The organism is Streptomyces sp. NPDC093598, assembly GCF_044764825.1.
Lineage (GTDB): Bacteria > Actinomycetota > Actinomycetes > Streptomycetales > Streptomycetaceae > Streptomyces.
The window spans coordinates 602,604-621,413 of the sequence record NZ_JBIWIV010000002.1; the positions used below are offsets into that span (position 1 = coordinate 602,604).

At 71.0% G+C, this 18,810-nt stretch carries 15 protein-coding genes; 6 read left to right on the plus strand and 9 right to left on the minus strand.

What is annotated here, in order from left to right:
* Window positions 1–132 precede the first annotated feature (132 nt).
* Genes ACIRDU_RS08730 through ACIRDU_RS08745 form a run of 4 tightly spaced genes read left to right on the plus strand, consistent with a single transcriptional unit; the run spans window position 133 to window position 3,914 of the window.
* Entirely contained in the window at window positions 133–1,050 is a 918-nt protein-coding gene (locus ACIRDU_RS08730; RefSeq protein ID WP_403576174.1) for an SDR family NAD(P)-dependent oxidoreductase, read from the plus strand.
* A gap of 11 nt (window positions 1,051–1,061) precedes the next feature.
* Entirely contained in the window at window positions 1,062–1,937 is an 876-nt protein-coding gene (locus tag ACIRDU_RS08735; protein WP_403576176.1) for an amidohydrolase family protein, read from the plus strand.
* Window positions 1,938–1,947: 10 nt separating this feature from the next.
* Window positions 1,948–3,450 carry a long-chain fatty acid--CoA ligase gene (locus ACIRDU_RS08740; RefSeq protein WP_403576178.1) on the plus strand — a complete coding sequence of 501 codons (1,503 nt, stop codon included), beginning with the start codon at window positions 1,948–1,950 and terminating at the stop codon, window positions 3,448–3,450.
* 8 nt (window positions 3,451–3,458) lie between these two features.
* On the plus strand, window positions 3,459–3,914 hold the full coding sequence (locus ACIRDU_RS08745) for a MaoC family dehydratase (protein ID WP_403576180.1): 456 nt from the start codon (window positions 3,459–3,461) through the stop codon (window positions 3,912–3,914).
* On the opposite strand, the gene ACIRDU_RS08750 is transcribed toward ACIRDU_RS08745, so the two are convergent.
* The 9 genes from ACIRDU_RS08750 to ACIRDU_RS08790 all read right to left on the minus strand — a co-directional run bounded on the left by ACIRDU_RS08750 (window position 3,905) and on the right by ACIRDU_RS08790 (window position 16,549).
* The gene (locus tag ACIRDU_RS08750) at window positions 3,905–4,732 is read right to left on the minus strand and encodes a PaaX family transcriptional regulator C-terminal domain-containing protein (RefSeq protein ID WP_403576181.1); all 828 of its coding nucleotides are present in this window, start codon (window positions 4,730–4,732) and stop codon (window positions 3,905–3,907) included. The genes ACIRDU_RS08745 and ACIRDU_RS08750 overlap by 10 nt on opposite strands.
* Window positions 4,733–4,784: 52 nt before the next feature.
* A complete protein-coding gene (locus tag ACIRDU_RS08755) occupies window positions 4,785–6,455 on the minus strand; it encodes a PHP domain-containing protein (RefSeq protein WP_403576183.1) in 1,671 nt (556 codons plus the stop codon).
* A gap of 17 nt (window positions 6,456–6,472) precedes the next feature.
* Window positions 6,473–8,308, minus strand: coding sequence for a LamG-like jellyroll fold domain-containing protein (locus ACIRDU_RS08760; RefSeq protein WP_403576185.1), 1,836 nt, complete (start codon window positions 8,306–8,308; stop codon window positions 6,473–6,475).
* A gap of 59 nt (window positions 8,309–8,367) precedes the next feature.
* Window positions 8,368–11,301, minus strand: coding sequence for a glycoside hydrolase family 2 TIM barrel-domain containing protein (locus tag ACIRDU_RS08765; RefSeq protein ID WP_403576187.1), 2,934 nt, complete (start codon window positions 11,299–11,301; stop codon window positions 8,368–8,370).
* A complete protein-coding gene (locus tag ACIRDU_RS08770) occupies window positions 11,298–12,221 on the minus strand; it encodes an alkaline phosphatase family protein (protein WP_403576189.1) in 924 nt (307 codons plus the stop codon). Before ACIRDU_RS08770 ends, ACIRDU_RS08765 begins: the two co-directional genes overlap by 4 nt.
* Window positions 12,222–12,317: 96 nt before the next feature.
* A complete protein-coding gene (locus ACIRDU_RS08775) occupies window positions 12,318–13,166 on the minus strand; it encodes a carbohydrate ABC transporter permease (RefSeq protein WP_403576191.1) in 849 nt (282 codons plus the stop codon).
* A complete protein-coding gene (locus ACIRDU_RS08780; protein WP_403577328.1) occupies window positions 13,163–14,047 on the minus strand; it encodes a carbohydrate ABC transporter permease in 885 nt (294 codons plus the stop codon). The genes ACIRDU_RS08775 and ACIRDU_RS08780 overlap by 4 nt, the downstream gene beginning before the upstream one ends.
* A gap of 124 nt (window positions 14,048–14,171) precedes the next feature.
* On the minus strand, window positions 14,172–15,449 hold the full coding sequence (locus tag ACIRDU_RS08785; protein WP_403576193.1) for an extracellular solute-binding protein: 1,278 nt from the start codon (window positions 15,447–15,449) through the stop codon (window positions 14,172–14,174).
* Between the two features lie 59 nt (window positions 15,450–15,508).
* On the minus strand, window positions 15,509–16,549 hold the full coding sequence (locus ACIRDU_RS08790) for a carbohydrate kinase family protein (RefSeq protein WP_403576195.1): 1,041 nt from the start codon (window positions 16,547–16,549) through the stop codon (window positions 15,509–15,511).
* A 149-nt stretch (window positions 16,550–16,698) separates the two neighbouring features.
* Between ACIRDU_RS08790 and ACIRDU_RS08795 the strand changes: the two genes are divergently transcribed.
* Together ACIRDU_RS08795 and ACIRDU_RS08800 are read left to right on the plus strand one after the other, a co-directional pair.
* Window positions 16,699–17,463, plus strand: a complete 765-nt coding sequence (locus ACIRDU_RS08795; protein WP_403577331.1) for a DeoR/GlpR family DNA-binding transcription regulator — start codon at window positions 16,699–16,701, stop codon at window positions 17,461–17,463.
* Window positions 17,460–18,800, plus strand: a complete 1,341-nt coding sequence (locus ACIRDU_RS08800; RefSeq protein WP_403576197.1) for a 6-phospho-beta-glucosidase — start codon at window positions 17,460–17,462, stop codon at window positions 18,798–18,800. The genes ACIRDU_RS08795 and ACIRDU_RS08800 overlap by 4 nt, the downstream gene beginning before the upstream one ends.
* Window positions 18,801–18,810: the final 10 nt, after the last annotated feature.

Genomic DNA, 18,810 nt, shown 5'->3' on the forward strand with positions numbered 1-18,810 from the left:
CACCCAAAGGTCACCAACAACTATTGACGACAACAATTATTGCTCTTAGCTTCAATCTCGCAGTCGAACCCGTGTGATGCGCAGTCGAACCCCTGTGACTCGCAGTCGAACCCTGTGTGAAGGGACCCGCTCGTGCCCAGCATCGATCTCTCCGGCAAGGCCGCCGTCGTCACCGGCAGCGGCCGCGGCCTCGGCCTCGCCTACGCCCATGCCCTGGCCGCCCACGGCGCGTCCGTGGTCGTCAACGACGTCGACGAGGCGGTGGCCGAGGCGGCCGTGAAGTCCATCGCGGAAGCGGGCGGCCGGGCCGTCGCCGAGGTCGTCCCGGTCGGCACCACCGAGGCCGCCGAGCGGCTGGTGAACCGCGCGGTCGAGGAGTTCGGCCGGCTCGACGTGCTCGTCACCAACGCGGGCATCCTGCGCGACAAGGTCCTGTGGAAGATGACCGACGAGGACTTCGACGCGGTGCTCACCACCCACCTCAAGGGCACCTTCACCTGCGCCCGGGCCGCGGCCGTCCGGATGCGCGAGCAGGGCGAGGGCGGCTCGCTGATCCTGGTCGGCTCCCCGGCCGGCCAGCGCGGCAACTTCGGCCAGACGAACTACGCCGCCGCCAAGGCCGGCATCGCCGCCATGGCCCGCACCTGGTCGATGGAGCTGGGCCGCGCGAACATCACGGTCAACGCGATCGTGCCGGTCGCCGCCACCGCGATGACCGAGACCATCCCGGCGTTCGCCCCCTACATCGAGGCCATGCGGGGCGGCGAGCCGCTGCCGGACTTCCTGCGCAAGGGCGAGGGCTTCGGCACCCCCGAGGACTGCGCGGCCCTGGTTCCCTTCCTGGCCTCGGAAGCCGCCCGGGGCGTCACCGGCCAGTGCGTCGGCATCGGCGGCGACAAGGTGGCACTCTGGTCGCATCCGCAGGAGATCAGGGCGGCCTACGCCGACGGCGGCTGGACTCCGGACACGCTGGCCGACGCCTGGCCCACCTCGGTCGGTGCCGAGCTCCAGTCGGTGGGCATCCCGGCGCCGAAGTTCCCGGAGGCGTGATGGACCCCTCTATGAACGTCGAGCACCTGGTCGCGATCGACGTCCACACGCACGCCGAGGTGTCCTCCCAGGGCCACTCCTCCCTGGACGACGACCTGCACGACGCCTCCTCGGCCTACTTCAAGGTCGAGGGCAAGCGGAAGCCGACCCTGGAGGAGACCGCCGCCTACTACCGCGAGCGGAACATGGCCGCCGTGATCTTCACGGTCGACGCCGAGTCCGCCACCGGCACAGCGCCCGTCCCGAACGAGGAGGTCGCCGAGGCGGCCGCCGCCAACGCCGACGTCCTCATCCCGTTCGCCTCCATCGACCCCTTCCGGGGGAAGGCGGGCGTCAAGCAGGCCCGGCGGCTGGTCGAGGAGTACGGGGTGAAGGGCTTCAAGTTCCACCCCAGCATCCAGGGGTTCTTCCCCAACGAACGCTCCGTGGCGTACGACCTGTACGAGGTGATCGAGGAGACGGGCGCGATCGCCCTCTTCCACACCGGGCAGACGGGCATCGGCGCCGGCGTCCCCGGCGGGGGCGGGATCAGGCTGAAGTACTCCAACCCGCTCCATGTGGACGACGTGGCCGCCGACTTCCCGCACCTGAAGATCATTCTGGCGCACCCGTCCTTCCCCTGGCAGGACGAGGCCCTGGCCGTCGCCACGCACAAGCCGGGCGTGCACATCGACCTGTCAGGCTGGTCGCCGAAGTACTTCCCGCCGCAGCTCGTGCAGTACGCGAACACCCTGCTGAAGGACAAGGTCCTCTTCGGCTCCGACTTCCCCGTCCTCACCCCCGACCGCTGGCTCGCCGACTTCGAGAAGCTGACGATCAAGGACGAGGTCCGGCCGAAGATCCTCAAGGAGAACGCGGCCCGCCTGCTCGGGCTGACGAAACCGTAAGGGGCGTGACATGCGCAACGAGGGACTGGGGTCATGGCCCGCACGCCGGGCCCGCAAGACCCCGCACCGCACCGCCCTGATCCACGGCGGGACCGCCACCGACTACGGCACGCTCCACTCCCGCACCACCCGCCTGGCCCACGCCCTGCGTGCCCGGGGCGTGCGCCGCGGCGACCGCATCGCCTACCTGGGCCCCAACCACCCCTCCTATCTGGAGACCCTGTTCGCGTCCGGCACGCTCGGCGCGGTCTTCGTCCCGCTCAACATCCGCCTCGCCGGGCCGGAGATCGCCTACCAGCTCGCCGACTCCGGCGCGCGGGCCCTCGTCTACGGCCCGTCCTACGCCGGTCTGGTCGCGGGCCTGCCCGGCAGCACGGACGTACGCGTCTATCTGGAGGTCGGCGGCGAGTACGAGGCGGCCGTCGCCGAGGCGCCCGGAGAGCCGATCGACGAACCCGTCGGTGCCGACGACACCTGCATCATCATGTACACCTCGGGCACGACCGGCCGCCCCAAGGGCGCCATGCTCACCCACGGCAACCTCACCTGGAACGCCGTCAACGTCCTCGTCGACACCGACCTGATCGCCGACGAACGCGCCTTGGTCTCCGCCCCGCTGTTCCACACGGCAGGGCTGAACATGCTGACGCTTCCGGTCCTGCTGAAGGGCGGCACCTGTGTCCTGGTCGACGCCTTCGACCCGGACGCGACCTTCGACCTGATCGAACGCCACCGGATCACCTTCATGTTCGGCGTGCCCACGATGTTCGACCAGGTGGCCCGCCACCCGCGCTGGCCGGACGCGGATCTGTCGTCGCTCCGCATCCTCACCTGCGGCGGCTCCCCGGTCCCCACCCCGCTGATCGCCGCGTACCAGGAACGCGGTCTGACCTTCCTCCAGGGCTACGGCATGACCGAGGCGGCTCCCGGCACGCTCTTCCTCGACGCCGAACACGCCGTGACCAAGGCCGGATCGGCGGGCGTGCCGCACTTCTTCAGCGACGTCCGCGTCGTCCGGCCCGACCTGGCGCCCGTCGACGTCGGCGAGGTGGGCGAGGTCGTGGTGCGCGGCCCGCACGTCATGCCCGGCTACTGGGGGCTGCCCGAGGAGACGGCCGCCTCCTTCGCGGACGGCTGGTTCCGCAGCGGGGACGCCGCCCAGGTCGACGAGGACGGCTACGTCCACATCGTCGACCGCATCAAAGACATGATCATCTCCGGCGGCGAGAACATCTACCCCGCCGAGATCGAGGACCGGCTCCTGGCCCACCCGGACATCGTCGAGTGCGCGGTGATCGGGGTGCCGGACGACAAGTGGGGCGAGGTGCCGCGCGCGGTCGTCGTGCCCCGCGAGGGCGCCGCCCTCGACCCCGACGAGGTGCTCGCCTCGCTCGCGGGCCGCCTCGCCAAGTACAAGATCCCGAAGTCGGTGGTCGTCGCGGAGGAACTCCCGCGCACCGCCTCCGGAAAGCTCCTCAAGTCCCGTGTCCGTACGCGCTACGGCAAGCAGTAAGGAACCGCATGAGCCTCACCGTCAACGGCCTCGACGAACTCAAGAAGCTCGCCGGCGGCGACCTCGGCACCAGCGAGTGGATCGAGGTCACGCAGGAGCGCATCGACACCTTCGCCGACGCCACGGGCGACCACCAGTGGATCCACGTGGATCCCGAGCGCGCCAAGGAGGGCCCCTTCGGCGCCCCCATCGCGCACGGCTACCTCACGCTCTCCCTCTTCATCCCCCTGTTCACCGAGCTGCTGGACGTCCAGGGCGTGACGACGAAGGTCAACTACGGTCTCGACAAGGTGCGTTTCCCCGCCCCGGTGAAGGCCGGCTCCCGCATACGGCTGGCGGCGAAACTGGCCGAGGTCGAGGACGTGCCGGGCGGTGTGCAGATCACCGTCGAGGGCGCCATCGAGATCGAGGGCGGCACCAAGCCGGCCGCGGTGCTGCGGAGCCTGTCGCGGTTCTACGCCTGAAGCCGCGCGGGCACCAGGTCCAGAAGGCGTTCCGAGACGTCGCGGGCGAGCGGTGAGAGCCGTTCGTGCACGGCCCGGAACGTCTTCTCGGCCTGTTCGGCCGGCCAGTCGTCCGGCAGGTGCTCCACGGGCAGCCGTGGGTCGCGCCGGACGATCCGCAGCCACTCCGTCTGGAGCCGGAGCCGCAGCGCGAGCGCGTCGTCGGCGTCCGGCAGGCCGTCCTCCCAGGGCTGCCAGCGCCGTACGAACCCCTCGTAGCGCCCGGCCAGGTCGGACAGCTCCCAGGTCTCCTCGATCATCTGGCCGATGTCCGTGCCGGTGTCCGCGTGCGCCCGGAACACCTTCACGTGGGCGGCCAGGCCGAGCTCCTCCACCAGGGCCGACACATCGACCTCGCCGGGGGCGATCCACAGGCCGTTGAACAGCGGGCCGAAGCCGCTCCAGGTCAGCTGGGAACGCAGGTCGTGGCGCTGGCGCTGCCAGGACTCCGGCAGGGAGAAGCCCAGCAGGGTCCAGGTTCCGTCCCAGTGCCGGTTGACGGCACCCGTCTGCCAGATGCGCCGCTCGCCGTCGCGCAGCACCGCCTCCGACCGTTCGGTCAGCCCGAAGTACATGCGGCGGCCCTCGCGCTGGCGGCGCAGCAGGTCACGGCCCACCATGCGGCTCAGCGTGGAGCGGGTGGCCTGCTCGCCGATCCCGGCACGGGCGAACACGTCGATGACACTGCCCGAGTACACGCACACGTCACGGCCGAGCACCTGGTCGCCCAGGAACGTCAGCATCAGGGACTGGGGCCGCAGCGGCTCTTCACCGGTCACGCGGCCCACCGTACCTCCGCCCGATCAGTCCGTGACCTGCTGGTACACCGGCTCAGGAACCCTCGACGTCGACGAACACGGGGTTCGAGTAGAACCAGGTGTCCGCCCACGGGTCACCGTTCCCGGGCGCGTGCGGGACGGGCCCGTGCGGGTCGAGCGAGGCGCCGAGGCGGCCCGGGCCGTTGCGGTTGCCGTCGCTGCCGCGCAGCCGGACGTAGAACGACTCCTCGTCCGCGGTCAGCGGGATGCGCAGGGTGTAGGTGCCCTTGCGGCCGGAGACGTCCTCCGTCCGGACGACCCGGGTGTCGGGGGCCTTCCAGGTGTCGCGGTCGGTGACGGGCCCGCGCACCGCGCCGCGGATGACGTCCACGTGCGCCAACCAGGGCAGGATGCCCTGCGGGTTGGGCCGGGAGGCGGTCGTCACCGTGACGTTCAGGGTGAGCTTCTCGCCCTTGCGCACGTGCAGCCGGCCGCCGAGCGTCACGCCGCGGCCCCGGTCGCAGTCCCGTGTCAGCCGGACGTCGAGCCCGTCGAGCAGATGCCCGTGGTCCACCCAGACCCGGCCCGCGCGCATCCCCGCCATGACCGCGCGATAGCCGTAGCGCGTGACCCCGACGTGCGTACGGCTGAACTGACCGGGCCAGAAGTCGCTGCCCGGCTGCGGGGTGTCCGTGTTCACCGGGTCGGGTAGCTTCCCGGTGCTGTCGAAGGTCTGCCCGGGCTGCCAGTCGCCGTTCTTCCAGGTGTCGAAGACGATCCGGTGGGCGTCGGAGTTGGTGGTGATCGTGAACAGCCGGCCCTCGGCCAGCATCGAGTCCCACAGGCCCCCGACAGTCGCGGTCGCCCAGTCGAAACCCCCGTAGGTGAGGTAGGCGTCCGCCGGGTAGCCGGGCCAGGACTGCGCGGACGGCTTGTTCTCGTACTCGCCGCGCACGGAGGTGGCCCCGCGCCAGCCGGGGATGGCAGCGCCCTGGGCGCCGGGCGCGCCCTCCATGCCGATCATGATCTCCGGCGCCGCGTCCCGCCAGTTGCGCATCTCGTGCGGGGAGTCGATGCCCAGCCGCATGGGGTGGTTGGCGAGGACCAGCACGTCGTCGACGTAACCCGAACGGCGCTGCTGTGCCAGCCACTTGATGGCCTTGACGGCGTGGGCCTCGTTGCGGGCGGTGTCGGCGTCGCCCGGACCGCCCCTGTCGTAGGCGAGGAGCTTGCCGTCGTAGGCGCGTTCGAAGCGGGTCAGCAGGTCGACCTCGTGCCGGCCGGGCGTGGTGAAGACCGTGCAGTGCTCGGCGGCCGGGATGTACCACTCCAGGCCCTGGAAGATCAGCTGACGCGGGTTCTCCGCCCGTGCCCGGAGGATCTCCTTGTGCTCCAGAGCGGCGCCGAAGTCGGCGTGCCCGAAGGTGGAGTGCTCGGTGAACACCATCCAGTCCAGGCCGTACTTCGCGCCCGCCGCGGCCAGCTGGGAGAAGGTGTACTTGGCGTCGTGGCTGTAGACGGAGTGGACGTGGTGGTCGCCGACGAGGTAGGCGAGGCGGGGGTCCTCGCCGCCCGGCCGTCGGTCACCGGCGGCCAGGGCCGGGGTGGCCGCGGAGCCCAGGGCGAACGCGGCGCCGAACAGGCCCGCGCGGCGCAGGAGTCCGCGGCGGGAGACGCCCTGCGGATCGAGGGCGGTGGGGGAGACGGACGGATCGGCCCAGTCGGGCAGCCGCTGCTCGGTCATGACGGGTCCTCGAGAAGTCAGTGGTTCATGAAGGACGTGACGGGCAGCGCCCGGGCGACGATCCGGACGTCGCCGAGCCGGCCGTGCAGGATCTGGTCGATCTTCCCGCCGTACTCGTAACCGCCGAGCAGCCACGGGAGTCCGACGGAGGTGATGCCGACCGCGGACGCCTTGGGGTTGCGGAGCACCGGGCACCCCTCCACGTACAGCGTGGTGTGCCTGCCGTCGTTGACGACCGCGAGGTGCCACCAGGTCTCCAGCGGGGTCTCCTGGCCCCAGTTGGTGGCGATGCCCTGCTGGTCGAGCGGGCGCATCGCCCACTGAGGCTCACGGTCGTTGGACAGCGACAGCGTGGCCAGCGGCTCGTCCGGGTCGTCCGCGGTCTTTCCGGCGGCGCCGCCCGTGCCCGTGCGGGAGACCAGGCCCGACCAGGCGTTGTGGTCCGGGTCCCAGTCGGCGGGCAGGCGGTAGAACGCCTCGATGGTGTAGCCGTCCTCGAAGGTGGCCCGGTTGAGCGGGGCGCTGTCGACCGTGCGCAGGTAGGCGCCCTTCAGCGGCGGCTTGTCGCCCTGGAACTCCAGGCTGCCGTGGCCCGGCTGGTCGGGGTGGTGGTCGGCCGACCAGCCCAGCGCGCCGCCGCCGACCGTGACCAGGGAGAGGTCGTTGCCCCGCCCGGACAGGTCACGGACCGTTCCGGCCGTGCCGTCGACGGGCTTCTCGAAGCGCCAGTACGCCACCGTGCCCGGGACGAGCAGTTTCGAGGCGGGCCGGGCCGGGCGGGCGGGCACGGGCGCGAAACCGGCGAAGCGCTTCTCGAAGTCGATCTCGACGGAGAACCGGTCGGCGTCGCCGCTCAGTTCCATCTCCTGCCGCTCCAGCTCGTTGATCCCCTTCCTGGCCCGGCCGAGGATCCAGGGGGAGACCGTCTCCACGTCGATGACGTCGCGGTCCAGGTCGAAGCGGTAGAGGCGGATCATCGCCGCGCCGCCGAAGTAGCGGTTCTGGTAGTTCGTCAGATGCAGATGGACGTCGTGCCCGGCCGCGTTCTTCCGCGTCGCGCGGGCGGCCGGCCAGTAGTGGCCGCCCAGGGTGAGGAAGATCTGGTCGTGGTCCTCGATCAGCTGGTCCCACAGCTGCTGCCCGTAGTCCGACAACGTGTCGTCCTCGACGACCAGTTCGTGGGTCGTGAGGATCACCGGCGTCTTCGGGTGCTTCGCCAGCACGTCCTTGGCCCACGCGTAGCCCTGCGGTGACAGCCGCCAGTCCAGCGCGAGGACGAGCCACTCCCGGCCGCCCGCGGTGAACAGGTGGAAGGAGTTGTAGCCGTCCGGGGAGGCCCCGCCGAACGTCCGCTGCCTTTCGAACCGCTGCGGCCCGAAGGCGTCCAGGTACGGGGTGGCGCCGCGCTGGTCGGTCGTGGACGACTTCACGTCGTGGTTGCCGGCCAGGACGCTGTAGCCGACGCCGCGCCGGTCCAGCAGCCGGAACGCCTCGCCGATCGCCGCGAACTCCTCCTTCGCACCGTTCTGCGTGAGGTCACCGAGGTGCGAGAGGAAGACGATGTTCTCCTCCCTGCCGTGCTCCAGCAGATAGCGCAGCGAGGCCTCGACCGGCGCCTTGTCGATGCTCGGCCCGTCGAAGAGGTACTGCGTGTCCGGCATCACCGCGAGCGTGAACCGGCGGCTGTTCGGGTCGGGGCGCCACGTCGGGGTCGCCGCCTCGGCGGTGACGGCCGGCAACGCGGTCACCGCCGCCGCACCCGCGCCGAGCAGCGCCGTCGCGCGGAGGAAGCCGCGTCTTCCGGCACCGGCCTGGGGCGCCTCGCCCGGGTCGTGGTCATGCGAAGTGCACACGGGTGCTCCATGAGGTGACTGAGAGGGGTGACGGGGGGGTGACGGAGAGGGAGGAGAACTCAGAGAACGCGCAGCGTCCAGCTCCAGCGATGGACGCCTGCCGCGACGAGATAGGAGGCGAAGGTGTCGGGCCCGCACGAAGCCGTGCCCAGCCCGCGGTGCGCAGCGTCGATGTGCACCACGCACCCGGCCCGCGGCACCAGTTCGTCGTGATGCGCGACGGCGGCGAGGTCGGCCGCGCGATGCCGGGTCACGGAGACCTGTCGGGGCCGGTCCAGCCGCACCGCCAGGCCGGTGGCGTCCGGCGCCGACAGCGTGAACCGCCGTACGCCGTGCCGCCCTCCGCTCTCCTGCGGCCGCAGATACGGCGTGAACAGCTCGTCCACCGCGAGGCAGTGGTGGCCGACGGGCGCGCCCGCGGCCCGGTCCGGATACGACTCCCAGGGGCCCTGCCCGAACCACTCGAGCAGGTTCAGCCCGGCGACCGTCTCGAACACGGTCCCCACCCGGGCCACATCGTGCAGCGCCTCGGGCAGCTCGGCGCACTCGTCGACGAGCAGTCCGCCCTCCACGGCCGTCAGCACCTGCTCGTGCCGGACGGTCCCGCCCTCGCAGAGGTGGTCCGACACCACGGCCACCCGGCCCGGGGCACGCCGCACGGAAACGACTGTGCGGAGGGGCGCGTCCAGCCCCCACTCCCCCCAGCGGGCCGCCATGCCGCCCAGTTCGTCGTTGTCGGTCGGCGCCCGCCACAGGGACAGCCTGGGCGCGGACGTCAGCAGGGGATGGACCAGCAGCCCGTCCTCGTCGACCTCGACCGGGCCGTCCGGGACCCGGCTGTGCCTTGGCGGAGGTGCCGCCCGCAGCCGCACCTGCGGCAGGCAGACCACCGTGCCGCGCGGCGCCCACGGCTCGTCCCCGGCCGTCGTGACCCGCAGGGTCAGCCACGCTTCGCCGCCGTCCTCCGGCAGGGCGAACGGCAGCGGCACCGCGGCCGTCTCGCCCGGCCGCAGAGCGGGCAGTTCGGCGGGAGCCGTCAGGGTGCCGCCGTCGGCGAGGGACAGCTCCCACTCGCCGGACAGCCAGTCCAGGCCCCGGAAGTGCTGGTGGTTGCTCAGGACGACGCCCTCGTGCCGGAAGCTGTCGATCCGCACCGGCGCGGCGATCTCCCGGTGCTCGAACATCACGGGCTTGGGGGTGCGGTCGGGGAAGACGACCCCGTCGGCGATGAAGGCGCCGTCGTGGTCCCTCTCGCCGAAGTCGCCGCCGTACGCCCAGCGATGCCCGGGCGCGGCGACACCGTTGCCGTAGAGCCCGGCGCCCCCACGCCCGGCCGGTCTGCCGTCGTTCACACGCTGGAGGATGCCGTGGTCCCAGAACTCCCAGATGAACCCGCCCTGAAGACCCGGGGTGGCCTCGATGGCCGCCCAATGGTCCGCCAGCGTGCCGTTGCTGTTGCCCATGGCGTGCGAGTACTCGCACTGGATGAGCGGCTTCGTCTGGGTGCCGGACAGGGCGTGCGCGAGGCACTCCTCCAGCGGCGCGTACATCGGGCAGGCGATGTCGGAGGCCAGGTCCGGATCCGCCCAGCCGCGTTTGGCCGCGCCCTCGTACTGGACCGGACGGGTCGGGTCGTGCCGGCGCACCCAGCCCGCGGCCGCGTCGTGGTTCGCGCCGTAGTCGGACTCGTTGCCCAGCGACCAGACGATGACGGACGGGTGGTTCTTGTCGCGCAGCACCATCCGTGCGACCCGGTCCACGAAGGCGCCCAGGTAGCGCGGATCGTCGGCGATCTCGTGCGCGTGGTCGTGGGACTCGAGGTCGGCCTCGTCGACGACGTAGAAACCGAGCTCGTCGGCCAGGTCGTACAGGGCCGGGTCGTTCGGATAGTGCGCGGTACGGATGGCGTTGAAGCCGAAGCGCTTCAGCAGGACGAGGTCGGCGCGCATGTCCTCGTACGTCACCGTCCGGCCGGTCAGCGGATGGAAGTCGTGCCGGTTGACGCCCCGGATGAACACGCGCTCGCCGTTGACCAGCAGGTCCCGGCCGTCGATCTCGACGTCGCGGAAGCCGACGCGGTGCCGGGAGGTGTCGGCGACCGTGCCGTCGGCGCGGTGGAGGCGGACGGTCAGGCCGTACAGCTCCGGCGTCTCGGCGTTCCAGGTACGGACGTCCGGCACGGCGGTGCGCAGCCGGGCCTCACCGAGGAAGCCGGAGACGCGCTCGTCGTCGGCGTTGGCCCGGTCGAACGCGGCGTCCTGCGTGAGCAGGTGCCCGTCCAGCTCCCCGCTGACGTACCAGCCCTCGGGCAGCGCCCCGGCCGCGTCCCGCACCCGGCACTCCACCAGCAGGTCACCGTCCCGCCGGGCCCGCACGGTCACGTCCGCGAGATGCAGCGGGTCGACGGCGTACAGCAGCACCGAGCGGGTGATCCCGCCGTGCCACCACTGGTCCTGGTCCTCGATGTGCGAGGCGTCCGACCACTTCACCACGGTCAGACGCACGGTGGCCCGCTCCCCGGGGCGCACCAGGCCCGTCAGGTCGAACTCGGCCGCCAGGTGCGAGTCCTTGGAGATCCCGACGGGCCGCCCGTCCACATGCACCAGCAGCACGCTCTCGGCGGCCCCCACCTGGAGCACGATCCGCCGCCCGGTCCACTCGGCCGGCACGTCCACCGTCCGCTCGTACACCCCGGTCGGGTTGGCGGCGGGCACGTCCGGAGGGAACTCGGCGAACGGCATGCGGATGTTCAGGTACTGCGGGAGGTCGTCCGTGCCCTGCACGGTCCACGCGCCGGGGACGTACGACGACGACCAGACCTCCCCGAGCGGGGCGTCCGGCGAGGGCAGGAGCTGGAAGCGCCAGTCGCCGTCGAGCAGGACGGCTCCGGAGCGCCGGTCGACCGCGTTCATCGGCAGCCGGCCCCAGGAGGTCACTTCGGGTGCCTCCCAGGGGCGCAGGGCGAGCAGGGGATCGGGGGGTGCGTCGGTCATGACCGTTCCGGGGTTCGTGGGGTGGGCCGCACCAGGACGCGCCCTTGCAGGCCCCAGGCGGGGTCGACGGGGATGCCGAGGCGGTCCAGGACGGTGGGGGCGATGTCGATGAGACGGGGTGTGTCGAGCCGGGTGCCCGCGGGCATGCCGGGCTCGGCGAGGACGACGAAGACCTCCCGCTCGGCACGCGAGTCGCCGCCGTGGCCACCGGAGTCGAGGTGACCGTGGTCCGTCGTGACCAGCACGGTCCACCGCTCCTCGACGCGCCCCGGGTCGGCGCGCCGGGCGTCGATCGCCTCCAGCAGCCGCCCGAGGTGGGTGTCCTGGGCGAGGAGGGCCCGGTCGTAGGCGGGGGAGAGGGGGCCCGTGGCGTGGCCGGCCTCGTCGGTGGCGCCGAAGTACACGAACAGGACGTCCGGGTCGGACCTGGTGAGCCAGCGCAGGGCGGTGCGGGCGACGCGGCGGTCCGCGGTTGCGTAGCCCCTGAGTTCGCCGTTGTAGCGCACACGCCGGCCGATGGCCCGGCCGAGGGTGCCGCGGCGGACCAGGGCAGGCCAGGACACCGCGGCCGCCGTGCGCAGACCCGGCCGGGCGGCGGCGGCGCGGGTCAGGACGTCGGGGTAGCGGGCGTAGTCGGCGCCCTTGAAGTCGTTGCCGGTGACCCCGTGCCGGTCGGGCCACACCCCGGTCAGCACGCTCGACCAGCCAGGGCCGGAGTCGGTGTAGGCCCTGCCGTCCGAGGGCTCGTCGTCGGCTCGGCCGTAGGGCAGCAGGCTCGTGCCGACGGCGCCCGCGGCCATCAGGGCGTGCAGCACCGGGGCGTTGGCCGGCGAGTGGGTCAGCCGGTCGTAGCGCAGGCCGTCCATGCCGACGACGAGTACCTTGGCGCGTGCGCTGCTCCCGGCGTCGACGTCCGTCACCGCTTGCCTCCCTCGTCGCTCGGGACCGCCTGCCGGTTGTCGGCCGCCTGTCCGTTGTGGCTGGTCGCGCAGTTCCCCGCGCCCCTTCGGGGCGCGTCAGCTCCCCTGCACCGCACCCTCCGTGGCGCCCGCGATGAACCCGCGCGCGAAGAGCGTGAAGACCACGACCAGCGGCACGGACGCCATGAGCACACCGGCCATGACCATGCTGTAGTCGGTGGTGTGGCCGACGTGGAGCTGGGCCAGCGCCACCTGGAGGGTGAGGTGGCCGGGGTCGTTGAGCACGATCAGCGGCCAGATGTAGTCGTTCCACGCGCCGACGAAGGCGTAGATGGCGAGGAACGACAGCGCGGGCTTGATCATCGGCAGCACGATGTTCCAGTACTGGCGGAAGAACCCCGCCCCGTCGATGCGCGCGGCGTCGAGCAGTTCGTCCGGCACGCCGTTCTCGATGTACTGGCGCAGCCAGAAGATGCCGAAGGCGTTGGCGAGGGCGGGCAGGACCAGTGCCTTGAGCGTGCCGACCCAGCCGATGTCGGACATGAGGATGAACTGCGGGAGGACGGCCAGCTGGAGCGGCAGCATCATGAACCCCACCAGCATGGCGAACAGCACCTTGCGGCCGGGGAAGTCGAACTTGGCGAAGGTGAACGCCGCCAGGGAGTCGACGAACAGCACCAGGACGGTGGTGACGGACGCGACGACGAGCGTGTTCAGCATCGACCCGAAGAAGTCGATGGTGTCCAGCACGTGCCGGACGTTCTCCAGCAGGTGGGAACCGAAGGTGAGCTTCGGCGGGCTCTTGTAGATGTCCTCGGTGGTGTTCGTCGCCATGACGATCGTCCACACGAACGGGAAGACGGAGACCAGGACGGCCAGAGCGAGGACGATGTGCGCGGTCAGGCCCTTGGGGCGCCGTGACCGCCTGGGGACCACTGCGGTCATGACTTCCTCCCGCGCTGGACGACGCGCCAGTTGACGACGACCAGCACCATGATCAGTACGAAGAAGGCCCACACGATGGCCGCGCCGTAGCCGTAGTCGTTGTTGACGAAGGCCGACTGGTAGAAGTACAGCAGCGTGGTCAGGCCCGCCTGGCCGGGCCCGCCGAGGTTCGGGTTGGCGGCGTTGCTGCCGAACAGGACCTGGGGTTCGCTGAAGCTCTGCAGGCCGTTGATGGTCGAGATGATGACGGTGAACAGGATGATGGGCCGCATGATCGGCATGGTGATCTGGAAGAACGTACGGATCGGCCCGGCGCCGTCCAGCCTGGCCGCCTCGTAGATCTGGGTCGGGATGGCCTGGAGGCCGGCCAGGTAGATGATCATGTTGTAGCCGGTCCACATCCAGGTCATCAGCAGCGCGATGACCAGTTTGATCAGCCACGGATTGCTCAGCCACGGGACGGGTCCGATGCCGACCGTGCCCAGGATCGCGTTGACCAGCCCGAAGTTGTTGCTGAACACCGCGCCGAAGAAGATCGACACGGCGACGATCGAGGTGACGTTCGGTATGTAGAGGGCGATGCGGTAGAAGCCCTTGAAGCGGCGCACCGAATGCAGCAGCGTCGCCAGCACCAGGGCGCCGAACAGGGTGGGCACGGTGGACAGCACCCAGATCACCAGGGTGTTGCGGATCGACAGCCAGAAGACCGGGTCATCCCACAGGAACCGGAACTGCTGGAATCCCACGAACTGCACCGTGCCCATGCCGTCCCAGCGCTGGAAGGCGAGGTACAGGGAGTAGAAGACCGGGAAGAACGAGAAGACGCCGAAGATCAGGAAGAAGGGCGAGATCGCGAGGTACTGCCGCCAGTGGGACAGCACACCGCGACGCCCTGGCCGCACGGTGCCCGCGGGCGGCGTGCGCCGCGGGCGGAAGCGGGCCGGGCCCGGCCCGCCGTGGTGCCGGGGCACCGCGGCGGAACCGGTGACCGGAGGTGAGGACACCTCAGTTCACCCCCTGTCGCCGGGCGATCTGCCTGGCCTGGGCGACCGCGTCCTTCCAGGCGTCCTCGGGCTTCTTGCCCTTGGACTCGATGCTGGTCAGCTCGGTGAAGTAGGGAGCCATGACGGCGGCGTCGGCCGGTGCCTCGTAGCTGGACGGGATGGCCTTGGCGGCCGGGCCGAACACCTCGATGACCTTCTGCCCGCCGAAGAAGGGGTCACCGCCGGTCATGGCCGGCATGGCGTACGCCGCCGGTGCGGCGGGGAAGATGGCGGCGTCGGTGAAGCCGCGGGCGTCGTTCTCCGGGCTGAGTATCCAGCTGACGATCTTGAACGCCTCTTCGGGGTTCCGGCACTGCTTGGGCAGGGCCAGGTAGGAGCCGCCCTGGTTGGCCGGTCCGCCGGGCGTCGCGCAGACCCGCCACTTGCCCTTGGTCTTCGGGGCCGCCTGCTCGATGTCCAGGGCGTGCCAGGCCGCGCCGAGTTCGGTGGTCAGGGTCCTGCCGATGGCGGCGTTCCAGGTGTTGTCGTTGATCTTTGCGTCGATGCCGAGGGTGTAGGGCCGGATCGCCGTGTCCCACGCGGTGCGGATGTGGTCCTGGTCGCCGATGAAGTGGTTGTCCTTGTCGATGAACCGCTCGGTGCCCTGGCCGACCGCGATGTTGAACACCGAGCTGATGTTGTTGACGAGGTAGGTGCCGGGCACCTTCTTGCGCAGCTCGGTGCCGAGCGCGAAGTACTCCTCCCAGGTCCCGGCCCGGGCGGCGACCTTGTCGGGGTCGGTGGGCAGACCGGCCTTGTCGAACAGGTCCGCGCGGTAGAAGAGCGCGGTGGGACCGATGTCGATCGGGAAACCGATCTGCTTGCCGTCCTCGGTCCGGGCGAGCTTGGTCTTCCAGTCCAGGTACTGGGACGCGATCTTCTTGAAGCCGAGGTCGTTCAGATCGAGGAAGCGGTTCGCGTTGGGCAGGAAGGACGCCATGTCCTCGCCCTTGATGCCGGTGATGTCGGGCACGGAGGCGCCCGCCGCGAGGGTCGTGGTCAGCTTCTGCTTGAAGTCGCCGCCGATGGAGGCGGCGGTCAGCTTCACCTGGCCGCTGAAGTGCGTCTTCGCCTCGGCGACCACCTTGTCGCTGAGCGCGCCTCCCCAGTACCACAAGGTGAGGTTCTTGCCGTTCTTGCTGCCGGCCGATCCTGAGCCGCCGCCGCATGCGACGGTCAGACCGGAGGCGGCCGCGGTCAGGGCGGCGGCCTGGAGGAAGCCTCTACGAGAAAGGTCCACGGGTCACTCCTGTTGTTCCTGTTCGACGTGCAGAGGGGTGGGAGAGTCAGTGCCGCCCTTCAGGAGGCGCGCGGACCGACGGGGGTGTGAGGGCTCGGCGGGGTGACGGGGGCGTGGCGCACGGGCGGGCCGGGGTCGGCCGGGATGCGGTCGGCCAGGAAGCCGTAGGCGCGGCGCAGTTCCGGGTCGGTCTGGGAACGCCACCAGCGTGCGACGCCGTACCAGCCGGGGGCCGCGAGGGCGCCGCCGTGATACCGGACGGACAGCCCGGCCGCGAGCACCGCGAACCGCAGCCGCTGCGCCAGCGGCCAGCCGCCCAGGGAGGCCGCGACGAAGCTCGCACCGAAGACGTCCCCGGCGCCCGTCGCGTCCAGGACGTCGGTGTCCAGGGCCGGCACCTCGGCGTACTCGCCGGTGATCTGGTCGACGGCGATGGCGCCGCCCCCGCCCCGGGTCACCACGGCGACCGGCACCAGCTCGGAGAGGGTGCCCAGCGCTGCCAGCGCGCTGTCGGTGCGGGTGTAGGCCATCGCCTCGGTCTCGTTCGGGAGGAAGGCGTGGCACAGGGCCAGCTGGTCCAGGAGGGCCGTCGACCACTCCTGGGTGGGATCCCAGCCGACGTCGGCGTAGATGTGCGTGCCGTTCGCGGCGGCCTTGGCGAGCCACTCGCGCGGCCGGGCCTCGATGTGCACCAGGGCGGTACGCGCGTCGGGCGGGTCGCCCATCAGCACGTCCTGCGAGTACGGCGGCTCCTGGCCGTGGGTGAGCAGGGCCCGGTCGTGGCCGTAGGCGACGGAGACGGTGACCGGGGTCGGCCAGCCGTCCGCCGTACGGGAGAGCGAGAGGTCGACGCCTTCCTGGTCGCGCAGGATTTCCCGGCAGTACGCGCCGTAGAGGTCGTCGCCGAACACCGTGGCCAGGGAGGTCTTCAGGCCGAAGCGGGAGGCGGCCACCGCGAGGTTCGCGATGCCGCCCGGGCCGCAGCCCATGCCCCGGGTCCAGATCTCCTCGCCCGGCGTCGGCGGCTTGCCGAGCCCCGTGAGGACGAGGTCGTAGAAGAGCAGCCCGGTCAGCAGCACATCGGGCCGGTCATCGTCCACGGATGTGTCCTCTCGCTCACGGCTTCGACGGAGATCGTCAAAACTCTTCATTTCGGTGACCGGAATCGTGCGCTGCTCAGAGAGATTGGTCAATACCCGAGCAGAACTGAGCATGGAAATGATTAAAGATGACGAGTAGTGTTCCCGCCGTGCTGGCAGAACGACGACACCAACTCATCCTGCGGGCCCTGCGCGCCGGCGGGCCCGCGGCCGTGACCGACCTCTCAGAGCAGCTGGGGGTGAGTCCCGCCACAATCAGGCGTGACCTGGTCAAACTGGAAGAAGACGGACTGCTCACGCGCGTGCACGGCGGCGCCGTCGTGGAGGAGGGTGACCAGCCCTTCGCCGAGGTCGCCGAGGTGCGCGTCACCGAGAAGGACGCCATAGCCGAACGCGCCGCCGCGATGATCAAGGACGGCCAGTCGGTGCTGCTGGACATCGGGACGACGGCCTACCGGCTGGCCCGGCAGCTGCACGGCCGCCGGCTCACCGTGATCACCAGCAACCTGGTGGTCTACGAGGAACTCGCCGACGACGAGGGCATCGAGCTGGTCCTGCTCGGCGGCATGGTCCGCCGGGAGTACCGCTCCCTGGTCGGTTTCCTCACCGAGGACAACCTGCGCCAGCTGCACGCCGACTGGCTCTTCCTCGGCACCAGCGGGGTGCGGCCCGGTGGGCAGGTCATGGACACGACGGTCGTGGAGGTGCCGGTCAAGCGCGCCATGATCAGGGCGGGCGAGAAGGTGGTCCTCCTGGCCGACGCGGCGAAGTTCCCCGGGCACGGGATGGCGAAGGTCTGCGGTCCCGAGGACCTGGACGCGGTGGTGACGAACGATCCGGTCGACCCGGTGACGCGGGCCTCCTTCCAGGAGGCGGGCGTCGAGGTGGTCGTGGCGGGAAAGGTGCAAGCGTGAAGCTGACGATTCTGGGCGGCGGAGGATTCCGCGTGCCGCTGGTGTACGGAGCGCTCCTTCAGGACCACGCCGAGGGCCGGGTGACGCACGTCGTCCTGCACGATCTGGACGCCGGACGGCTGTCGGCGGTGACACGCGTCCTCGCCGAGCAGGCGGCAGGCGTCCCCGACGCACCCGAGGTGAGCGCCACCACCGACCTCGACGAGGCCCTGCGCGGCGCCGACTTCGTGTTCTCCGCGATCCGCGTCGGCGGCCTGGAGGGACGCGCGAACGACGAACGCGTGGCCCTGGCCGAAGGCGTGCTGGGCCAGGAGACGGTCGGCGCGGGCGGCATCGCCTACGGTCTGCGCACGGTCCCGGTCGCCGTCGACATCGCGCAGCGGGTGGCCCGGCTCGCCCCCGACGCCTGGGTCATCAACTTCACCAACCCGGCCGGCCTGGTCACCGAGGCCATGTCCCGCCACCTCGGCGACCGGGTCATCGGCATCTGCGACTCCCCGGTCGGCCTCGGCCGCCGCATCGCCCGGGTGCTCGGCGTGAAGAACCCGGGGGAGGCGTGGATCGACTACGTGGGCCTCAACCACCTCGGCTGGGTGCGCGGCCTGCGCGTCGCCGGCCGTGACGAACTGCCGCGCCTGCTCGCCGACCCCGATCTGCTCGGCTCGTTCGAGGAGGGCAAGCTCTTCGGCGCCGACTGGCTGCGGTCGCTGGGCGCGATCCCCAACGAGTACCTGCACTACTACTACTTCAACCGCGAGGCCGTACGCGCCTACCAGCAGGCCGAGAAGACCCGCGGCGCGTTCCTCCACGAGCAGCAGGCCCGCTTCTACGCCGAGATGAGGAACCCGGACGCCCCCGCCCTCACCGTCTGGGACCGCACCCGCGCCGAACGGGAGGCCACGTACATGGCCGAGAACCGTGAGACCGCCGGCGCCGGCGAACGCGACGAGGACGACCTGTCCGGCGGCTACGAGAAGGTGGCCCTCGCGCTGATGCGGGCGATCGCCCGGGACGAGCGCACCACCTTGATCCTCAACGTCCGTAACCAGCGCACGCTCTCGGTCCTGGACGCCGACGCCGTGATCGAGGTCCCCTGCCTCGTCGACGCCAACGGCGCCCACCCCGTCACCGTCGACCCGCTTCCCGACCACGCCACCGGCCTGGTCTGCGCGGTCAAGGCGGTCGAGCGCGAGGTGCTGGCCGCCGCCGGCTCCGGCTCCCGCGCGACGGCCGTGAAGGCCTTCGCCCTGCACCCCCTCGTCGACTCCGTCAATGTGGCCCGCAGGCTGGTCGAGGGCTATACCGAGGTCCATCCCGGGCTGGCGTACCTTAGGTGAACCCCGTTCG

Coding starts and splice junctions, on each gene's coding strand:
- ACIRDU_RS08745 (WP_403576180.1), top strand. CDS start 3,459: ATGAGCCTCACCGTCAACGGCCTCGACGAACTCAAGAAGCTCGCCGGC.
- ACIRDU_RS08765 (WP_403576187.1), bottom strand. CDS start 11,301: ATGACCGACGCACCCCCCGATCCCCTGCTCGCCCTGCGCCCCTGGGAG.
- ACIRDU_RS08735 (WP_403576176.1), top strand. CDS start 1,062: ATGAACGTCGAGCACCTGGTCGCGATCGACGTCCACACGCACGCCGAG.
- ACIRDU_RS08775 (WP_403576191.1), bottom strand. CDS start 13,166: ATGACCGCAGTGGTCCCCAGGCGGTCACGGCGCCCCAAGGGCCTGACC.
- ACIRDU_RS08740 (WP_403576178.1), top strand. CDS start 1,948: ATGCGCAACGAGGGACTGGGGTCATGGCCCGCACGCCGGGCCCGCAAG.
- ACIRDU_RS08755 (WP_403576183.1), bottom strand. CDS start 6,455: ATGACCGAGCAGCGGCTGCCCGACTGGGCCGATCCGTCCGTCTCCCCC.